Consider the following 8,584-nt stretch of genomic DNA (forward strand, 5'->3'; position numbering starts at 1 on the left):
TGGAGGCCCCGCGGGGCCTCCACGCGCGCGTGGTCAGGCCTGGCGGCGGACCTCCACCACCCGGAAGCGGTTGGAGACGAAGGCGCCGTCGCACAGGGCCGCGTTCGCCGCCGGGTTGCCGCCGGAGCCGTGGAAGTCCGAGAACGCGGCCGTCTGGTTCACGTACACCCCGCCCGTGAGGTTCAGCGAGAGCTGGGCCGACTCCTCAAGGCAGACCTCTTCGACCGCGCGCTCCGTGTCCGCCGAGGTCGTGTAGGCCCCGACCGTCATCGCGCCCTTCTCGCGGACCGTGCGCCGCAGCAGCTCAAGCGCGTCGTCGGTGGAGTCCACCGATACGGCGAAGGAGACCGGGCCGAAGCACTCCGAGAAGTACGCGGCCTGCGCGTCGGGCTTGGAGCCGTCCAGCTTCACGATGACCGGCGTACGGACCACGGCGTCCGGGTACTCCGGGTTCGTCACCTCGCGGGAGGCGAGCGCCACCTCGCCGAGTCCCGCGGCGGCCTCGAGACGGGCCTTCACGTCGGGGTTGACCAGTGCGCCCAGGAGGCCGTTCGCCCGGGCGTCGTCGCCGAGGAGGCCGTCGACCGCCGCCGCGAGGTCCGTGACGACCTCGTCGTACGACTTGGGGCCCTGGTCGGTGGTGATGCCGTCGCGGGGGATCAGGAGGTTCTGCGGGGTGGTGCACATCTGGCCGCTGTACAGGGACAGCGAGAATGCCAGGTTGCCGAGCATGCCCTTGTATTCGTCGGTGGAGTCGACCACGACCGTGTTGACGCCGGCCTTCTCGGTGTACACCTGCGCCTGCCGGGCGTTGGCCTCGAGCCAGTCGCCGAACTCGGTGGAGCCGGTGTAGTCGATGATCCGGATCTCGGGGCGCACGGCCAGGGTCTTGGCGATGCCCTCGCCCGGTCGCTCGACGGCGAGCGCGACCAGGTTCGGGTCGAAGCCCGCCTCGGCGAGCACCTCGCGGGCCACGCGGACGGTGAGCGCGAGCGGCAGCACCGCGCGCGGGTGGGGCTTGACCAGGACCGGGTTGCCGGTGGCGAGGGAGGCGAACAGGCCCGGGTAGCCGTTCCACGTGGGGAAGGTGTTGCAGCCGATCATCAGGGAGATGCCGCGGCCGACCGGGGTGAACTCCTTGCTCAGCTCCAGGGGGTCGCGCTTGCCCTGGGGCTTGGACCAGTCGGCCCGTCCGGCGGGGGTGCGGGTCTGCTCCGCGTACGCGTACGCCACGGCTTCGAGGCCGCGGTCCTGCGCGTGCGGGCCGCCGGCCTGGAACGCCATCATGAACGCCTGTCCGCTGGTGTGCATGACGGCGTGGGCGAACTCATGGGTGCGGGCGGAGATCCTGGCGAGGATCTCCAGGCAGACCAGGGCGCGGGTCTCGGCCCCGGCGTCGCGCCAGGCCGCCGTCCCGGCGCGCATCGCGGGCAGCAGGACGTCGATGTCGGCGTGCGGGTACTCGATGCCGAGGGACGGGCCGTACGGCGAGGTCTCGCCGCCGGTCCAGCCGTCCGTGCCGGGCTGGTCGAGCTCGAAGCGGGTGTTCAGCACGGACTGGTGGGCGGCGAGGCCCGCCGCCGCGTCGAGCGAGCCGTCCGCCCCGTAGGCCTTCGGGTGCTCGGGGTGCGGCGACCAGTAGGCACGGGTGCGGATGGTGTCGAGCGCCTGGTCGAGCGTGGACCGGTGCTTCTCGGCCAGACGGTCGGTGGTCAGCTGAGCGGTGGCCATGGATGGACCAACTCCTCGTCGAGCTGGGCAGGGAGACGCGTACGGAGTTAGAGTAACCGAACGATCGGTCGGGACAAGGGGGTCCGTCGATCCTGTGGAAAACCCATCGGGGAGGATCACCCCTATGAGCGCCAACGTGACCGTCAGGGGGAGCGACGACGTGACCGCCAGTGAGGCCGCCGCGGCGGAAGCCGGGCAGACCGTGGGACAGGACCGCACCGTCGCCGTCGTCGGCACGGGGACCATGGGGCAGGGCATCGCCCAGGTCGCCCTCGTCGCCGGCCACCCCGTCCGCCTCTACGACAGCGCCCCGGGCCGCGCAGGGGAGGCCGTGGCCGCCCTCACCGCCCGACTCGACCGGCTCGTCGAGAAGGGGCGCCTGGACGCCACCGCGCGCGAGGCCGCCGTCGGCCGGCTGCACGCGGCCGAGGAGCTCGACGAGCTCGCGGACGCGGCGCTCGTCATCGAGGCGATCGTCGAGCTGCTCCCCGTCAAGCAGCAGCTCTTCGCCGACCTGGAGAAGGTCGTCGGCGACGACACCCTCCTCGCCACCAACACCTCCTCCCTCTCCGTCACCGCCATCGCCGGAGGACTGCGGCTGCCCGGCCGGTTCGTCGGACTGCACTTCTTCAACCCGGCCCCGCTGCTTCCCCTCGTCGAGGTCGTCAGCGGCTTCGCCACCGCCCCGGACGTCGCCACGCGCGCGTACGAGACGGTGAAGGGCTGGGGCAAGACGCCGGTGCGCTGTGCGGACACCCCCGGTTTCATCGTGAACCGGGTCGCGCGCCCCTTCTACGCCGAGGCGCTCCGGGTCTACGAGGAGGGCGCGGCCGACCCGGCCACGATCGACGCCGCCCTGCGCGAGTGCGGCGGTTTCCGCATGGGCCCCTTCGAGCTGACCGACCTGATCGGCCAGGACGTGAACGAGGCCGTCACCCGCTCGGTGTGGGAGTCCTTCTACCGGGACCCGAAGTTCACGCCCTCGCTCGCACAGCGCCGGCTCGTGGAGTCGGGACGGCTCGGCCGGAAGACGGGCCAGGGCTGGTTCTCGTACGCGGAGGGGGCCGAGCGGCCGGAACCCCACACGGCGGCGCCCGCCGAGGCGCCCACGAAGATCGTCGTCCGCGGCGACCTGGGGCCCGCCGAGCCGCTGGTGGGGCTCTTCGAGGAGGCCGGGATCACGGTCCGGCGCAAGAAGGGCGACGGCGGGTACATCGTGCTGCCGGGAGGCGGTGAGCTCAACCTCGCGGACGGCGAGAGCTCCTTCGAGTACCACAGGGAGGAGATCGTCTACTTCGACCTCGCGCTCGACTACGCGCGCGCGAGCCGGATCGTGCTCTCCGCCAGGGAGGGGACGTCGCCGGAGACCCTCGCCGAGGCCGTGGGCCTCTTCCAGGCCCTCGGCAAGAAGGTCTCCGTGATCGGCGACGTGCCCGGCATGATCGTGGCCCGTACGGTCGCCATGCTGGCCGACGTCGCGGCGGACGCGGTCGACCGGGGCGTCGCCACGGCCGAGGACGTCGACACGGCCATGCGGCTCGGGGTCAACTATCCGGTCGGCCCGCTGGAATGGGCCGCGAAGGTGGGGTACCGGCGTACGTCGGCCCTGCTGGGGGAGCTGCACGAGCGGTATCCGACGGGGCGGTACGCGCCGGGCGTCGGCCTCGTGCGCCGGGGTTACGCCGAGTACGCGGAGGACGAGTGATGACCACGGCGAAGCGTGACACCTACACCCCGGAGACGCTGCTCTCGGTCGCCGTGCGGGTCTTCAACGAGCGCGGCTACGACGGCACCTCCATGGAGCACCTCTCCAAGGCGGCCGGGATCTCCAAGTCGTCGATCTACCACCATGTGTCCGGCAAGGAGGAGCTGCTCCGGCGGGCGGTCAGCCGGGCGCTCGACGGGCTCTTCGCGATCCTCGACGAGCCGGGCGCCGTGCGCGGCCGGGCCGTCGAGCGGGTCGAGTACGTCACGCGGCGGACGGTCGAGGTGCTGATCGCGGAGCTGCCGTACGTGACGCTGCTGCTCCGGGTGCGGGGCAACACGTCGACCGAGCGGTGGGCCATGGAGCGGCGGCGCGAGTTCGACCACAAGGTGGCCGAGCTGCTCAGGGCCGCCGCCGACGAGGGCGACCTGAGGGCCGATGTGGACATCCGGCTCGCGACCCGGCTCCTCTTCGGCATGATCAACTCGCTTGTGGAGTGGTACCGGCCCCACCCGGACGCGACCGCGGAGCGGGAGCAGCTCGCCGAGACCGTCGCCCATCTGGCCTTCGACGGGCTGCGGACGGCCCGCTGAGGGCCGTCCGGCTCCACGACGGCGTACAGGCTCGCCGCGCTCGCCATGGGCGTGGGCTCGCCGAGGACCGGGTCAGCCGCGTGGGTCGGTGTTCAGGTCCGTCTCCTCGAAGACCAGCAGCGTGCGCGTCGACAGCACCTCGGGGATCGCCTGGAGCCGGGTCAGCACCAGTTCGCGCAGCGTCCGGTTGTCCGGTGTGTGCACCAGCAGCAGGACGTCGAAATCCCCGCTGACCAGCGCGATGTGCGTGGCGCCCGGCAGCGTCTTGAGCTGCTCGCGGACCGTGCGCCAGGAATTCTGGACGATCTTGAGCGTGATGTAGGCGGAGGCGCCGTGGCCCGCCCGCTCGTGGTTGACCCGGGCGCTGAATCCGCGGATCACCCCGTCGTCGATGAGCCGGTTGATGCGCGCGTACGCGTTGGCCCGGGAGACGTGCACCCGTTCGGCCACGGAGCGTACGGAGGCGCGGCCGTCCGTTTGCAGCAACCGCAGGATGTCCCGGTCGATCGCGTCCAGCGGGCGTGCCGGCGGCGCTCCCGTCGGCACGCCGACCGGAGCGCTCAGAGCCTCTCCGGGCACCTCGTTCTCCGTCCCACCGAGGGCGCCACCCGCCTCGCCGTCCGTGTCGGCGGCCGGAGCTCCGCTCCGGTCGTCAGCCATTTGTTCATCCGCCATGTGCCCCCGCCTCGCTCCGATGGACGACCTGCTCCTATCCCAGGCTGTGGAGAACCGTTTGTCCACAGGCTGGTGGTGCCTGTAGCCAAAATGCCTCCACGACCGAACAATCGGTAGGTGAGGCGCGCCACACTCGCGCCACCCGCCTTCGGGTCTTATGCCCGCTCCCACGAGGAGGTGGACTCGTTGCAACAGCGCAGTTCGACAGTCCAAGAGCCGCCCGGTGCCGTCCCCGCCCACCGGCCCGCCCCGTCGCCGGCATGGCAGCCGCGCACTGACCCCGCCCCGCTGCTGCCCGACGCCGAGCCGCTGCGCGTGCTCGGCACGGACGCCGTGGCCGACGCCGACCCCGCGCTGCTGCTCCGGCTCTACGCGGAGCTGATCCGCGGCCGCCGGTACAACACGCAGGCCACCGCCCTCACCAAGCAGGGCCGGCTCGCCGTGTATCCGTCCACCACCGGCCAGGAGGCGTGCGAGATCGCCGCCGCCCTCGCCCTCGAGGAGCGGGACTGGCTCTTCCCCTCGTACCGCGACACGCTCGCGGCCGTGGCCCGGGGCCTCGACCCCGTCCAGGCGCTGACCCTGCTGCGCGGCGACTGGCACACCGGATACGACCCGCACGAGCACCGCATCGCGCCGCTCTCCACCCCGCTCGCCACCCAGCTGCCGCACGCGGTGGGCCTCGCCCACGCCGCCCGGCTCAAGGGCGACGACGTGGTCGCCCTCGCCATGGTCGGCGACGGCGGCACCAGCGAGGGCGACTTCCACGAGGCGCTGAACTTCGCGGCCGTCTGGCAGGCCCCCGTGGTCTTCCTCGTCCAGAACAACGGCTTCGCGATCTCCGTGCCGCTCGCCAAGCAGACCGCCGCCCCCTCCCTCGCCCACAAGGCCGTCGGATACGGGATGCCCGGCCGGCTCGTCGACGGCAACGACGCGGTCGCCGTCCACCAGGTGCTGACCGAGGCCGTCGCCCGCGCCCGGCGCGGCGGCGGTCCGACCCTCGTCGAGGCGATCACGTACCGGATCGATGCCCACACCAACGCCGACGACGCCACGCGCTACCGCGCGGCCGGCGAGGTCGAGGCCTGGCGGGCGCACGACCCGATCCTGATCCTCGAACGGGAACTGACCGAGCGCGGCCTCCTCGACGAGGACGGCAGGCGCGCGGCGGCGGAGGCCGCCGAGACGATGGCAGCGGAGCTGCGCGAGCGGATGAACGCCGATCCGGTGCTCGACCCGATGGACCTCTTCGCCCACGTGTACGCGGAGCAGACCACACAGCTGCGCGAACAGGCGGCGCAGCTGCGCGCCGAGCTCGAAGCCGAGGGTGAGGCGTGATGACGACGGCGACGACCGGACCCACGGCGGACAGGACCGCCGGAAAGGCCGGGAAGGCCAAGCCGGCCACGATGGCGCAGGCGCTCCAGCGCGCCATGCGCGACGCGATGGCCGAGGACCCGGCCGTCCATGTGATGGGTGAGGACGTCGGCACGCTCGGCGGCGTCTTCCGCGTCACCGACGGGCTCGCCAAGGAGTTCGGCGAGGACCGCTGCACCGACACCCCGCTGGCCGAGGCCGGCATCCTCGGCGCGGCCGTCGGCATGGCCATGTACGGCCTGCGACCGGTCGTCGAGATGCAGTTCGACGCGTTCGCCTACCCGGCGTTCGAGCAGCTGATCTCCCATGTGGCGAAGATGCGGAACCGGACGCGCGGCGCGATGCCGATGCCGATCGTCATCCGCGTCCCGTACGGCGGCGGGATCGGCGGCGTCGAGCACCACAGCGACTCCTCCGAGGCCTACTACACGGCCACCCCCGGCCTCCACGTCGTCACCCCGGCCACCGTCGAGGACGCCTACGGGCTGCTGCGCGCGGCGATCGCCTCCGACGACCCGGTGGTCTTCCTGGAGCCCAAGCGGCTCTACTGGTCCAAGTCCGACTGGTCCCCCGAGGCGCCCGCGCCCGTGGAGCCGATCGGCAAGGCCGTCGTACGGCGGCGGGGCACCGGCGCCACCCTGATCACCTACGGCCCCTCCCTGCCGGTCTGTCTGGAGGCGGCGGAGGCCGCGCAGGCCGAGGGCTGGGACCTGGAGGTCGTCGACCTGCGCTCGCTCGTGCCGTTCGACGACGAGACCGTCTGCGCCTCGGTGCGTCGCACCGGCCGCGCGGTCGTGGTCCACGAGTCGACCGGATTCGGCGGCCCCGGCGCGGAGATCGCCGCACGGGTCACCGAGCGATGCTTCCACCACCTGGAGGCGCCGGTGCTCCGGGTCGCCGGCTTCGACATCCCGTACCCGCCGCCGATGCTGGAGCGGCACCATCTGCCGGGCGTGGACCGGGTCCTGGACGCGGTGGCGCGGCTGCAGTGGGAGGCGGGAAGCTGATGGCCCAGGTGCTCGAGTTCAAGCTTCCCGACCTCGGTGAGGGACTCACCGAGGCGGAGATCGTCCGCTGGCTGGTCGGCGTCGGCGACGTCGTCGCCGTCGACCAGCCGGTCGTCGAGGTCGAGACGGCCAAGGCCATGGTCGAGGTGCCCTGCCCGTACGGCGGTGTCGTCACCGCCCGGTACGGCGAGGAGGGCACCGAACTTCCCGTCGGCGCACCGCTCCTGACGGTCGCGGTGGGCGGCACCGGGGAGCCGGAGGCAGCCGCCCCCCGCCCCTCTGAGGAGACCGCGTCCGCCGTGTCGTCCGAGCAGTCGGGCAACGTGCTCGTCGGATACGGCACGGCGGAGCCCGCCGCCCGCCGCCGCCGGGTGCGGCACGGGAGCCCTGCCGTGGCGGCGAAGGCAGCGCCCGCCGCTGTTCCCGCCCCGGGGCCGGCGGCCGCTCCGGTGCCCGTCGCCGTGGGCGCCGGAGGGCACGAGGGCCCGGTGCCGGTCATCTCGCCGCTCGTGCGGAAGCTGGCCAGGGACCGGGGGCTCGACCTGCGGGAGGTGCGCGGATCGGGGCCCGAGGGGCTGATCCTGCGGGCCGATGTGGAGCTGGCCCTCACGGCCGTCGAGCGTGCGGCCGCCGCACCGGCGCCCGCGCCCACCGCCGTCCCGGCGGTCGCCGCCGCGGCCGGTGAGAGGGTTCCGCTGCGCGGGGTCCGCGGCGCCGTGGCGGACAAGCTGTCCCGCAGCCGTACGGAGATCCCGGACGCGACCTGCTGGGTCGACGCCGACGCCACCGAGCTGATGGCCGCACGTGCGGCGATGAACGCGGCGGGAGGTCCGAAGATCTCGCTGCTCGCGCTCCTCGCCCGGATCTGCGTCCACGCCCTCGCCAGGTTCCCCGAGCTCAACTCCACCGTGGACACCGCCGCCAGGGAGATCGTCCGGCTCCCGGCCGTGCATCTCGGCTTCGCGGCCCAGACCCCGCGCGGCCTCGTCGTCCCCGTGGTCAAGGACGCGGGGGCGCGCACGGCCGAGTCGCTGACGGCGGAGTTCGCCCGGCTGACGGAGGCCGCCCGGGAGTCCGCGCTCACCCCGGCGGACCTGACGGGTGGCACGTTCACCCTGAACAACTACGGGGTGTTCGGGGTCGACGGCTCCACGCCGATCATCAACCACCCCGAGGCCGCGATGCTCGGCGTCGGCCGGATCATCCCCAAGCCCTGGGTGCACCAGGGCGAACTGGCCGTCCGTCAGGTGGCGCAGCTCTCGCTCACCTTCGACCACCGCGTCTGTGACGGCGGCACGGCGGGCGGCTTCCTGCGGTACGTGGCGGACTGCGTGGAGCAGCCCGCGGTCCTGCTCCGCACGCTCTGACAGCCCGCGTCGGGGGGGGGGCGGCCCCGGGCGCGCCGCGCCCCGCACGAGGCCGGGGAGGGGGGGTGGGGGGTGGGGGGGGGCGCGCCCGAACGGGACAGGGGGCCCCCCCGCCGGGAGGGGGGGGGC

Annotated in this window: 7 protein-coding genes; 5 read left to right on the top strand and 2 right to left on the bottom strand. The window is 73.2% G+C overall.

Annotation, left to right across the window (positions count from 1 at the left end):
* Window positions 1-33: 33 nt before the first annotated feature.
* Window positions 34-1,731, bottom strand: a complete 1,698-nt coding sequence (paaN, locus tag ACFVYX_RS06560) for a phenylacetic acid degradation protein PaaN (RefSeq protein ID WP_389680221.1) — start codon at window positions 1,729-1,731, stop codon at window positions 34-36.
* Window positions 1,732-1,855: 124 nt separating this feature from the next.
* On the opposite strand from paaN, the gene ACFVYX_RS06565 reads away from it, so the two are divergent.
* Window positions 1,856-3,436 (top strand): 3-hydroxyacyl-CoA dehydrogenase, encoded by a 1,581-nt coding sequence (locus ACFVYX_RS06565; protein ID WP_389680222.1) that lies wholly within the window; start codon window positions 1,856-1,858, stop codon window positions 3,434-3,436.
* A complete protein-coding gene (locus ACFVYX_RS06570; RefSeq protein ID WP_389680223.1) occupies window positions 3,436-4,029 on the top strand; it encodes a TetR/AcrR family transcriptional regulator in 594 nt (197 codons plus the stop codon). The genes ACFVYX_RS06565 and ACFVYX_RS06570 overlap by 1 nt, the downstream gene beginning before the upstream one ends.
* Before the next feature lie 72 nt (window positions 4,030-4,101).
* Here ACFVYX_RS06570 and ACFVYX_RS06575 read toward each other — a convergent pair whose 3' ends face one another.
* The gene (locus tag ACFVYX_RS06575) at window positions 4,102-4,704 is read right to left on the bottom strand and encodes an Lrp/AsnC family transcriptional regulator (RefSeq protein ID WP_389680224.1); all 603 of its coding nucleotides are present in this window, start codon (window positions 4,702-4,704) and stop codon (window positions 4,102-4,104) included.
* A gap of 177 nt (window positions 4,705-4,881) precedes the next feature.
* Between ACFVYX_RS06575 and pdhA the strand changes: the two genes are divergently transcribed.
* Genes pdhA through ACFVYX_RS06590 form a run of 3 tightly spaced genes read left to right on the top strand, consistent with a single transcriptional unit; the run spans window position 4,882 to window position 8,455 of the window.
* The gene (gene pdhA / locus ACFVYX_RS06580; RefSeq protein WP_389680225.1) at window positions 4,882-6,042 is read left to right on the top strand and encodes a pyruvate dehydrogenase (acetyl-transferring) E1 component subunit alpha; all 1,161 of its coding nucleotides are present in this window, start codon (window positions 4,882-4,884) and stop codon (window positions 6,040-6,042) included.
* Window positions 6,042-7,088: an alpha-ketoacid dehydrogenase subunit beta gene (locus ACFVYX_RS06585; RefSeq protein ID WP_389680226.1), complete on the top strand. Its 1,047-nt coding sequence runs from the start codon at window positions 6,042-6,044 to the stop codon at window positions 7,086-7,088. Before pdhA ends, ACFVYX_RS06585 begins: the two co-directional genes overlap by 1 nt.
* Entirely contained in the window at window positions 7,088-8,455 is a 1,368-nt protein-coding gene (locus tag ACFVYX_RS06590) for a dihydrolipoamide acetyltransferase family protein (protein WP_389680227.1), read from the top strand. The genes ACFVYX_RS06585 and ACFVYX_RS06590 overlap by 1 nt, the downstream gene beginning before the upstream one ends.
* Window positions 8,456-8,584: the final 129 nt, after the last annotated feature.

Source organism: Streptomyces sp. NPDC058326 (assembly GCF_042879855.1).
Classification (GTDB): Bacteria; Actinomycetota; Actinomycetes; order Streptomycetales; family Streptomycetaceae; genus Streptomyces.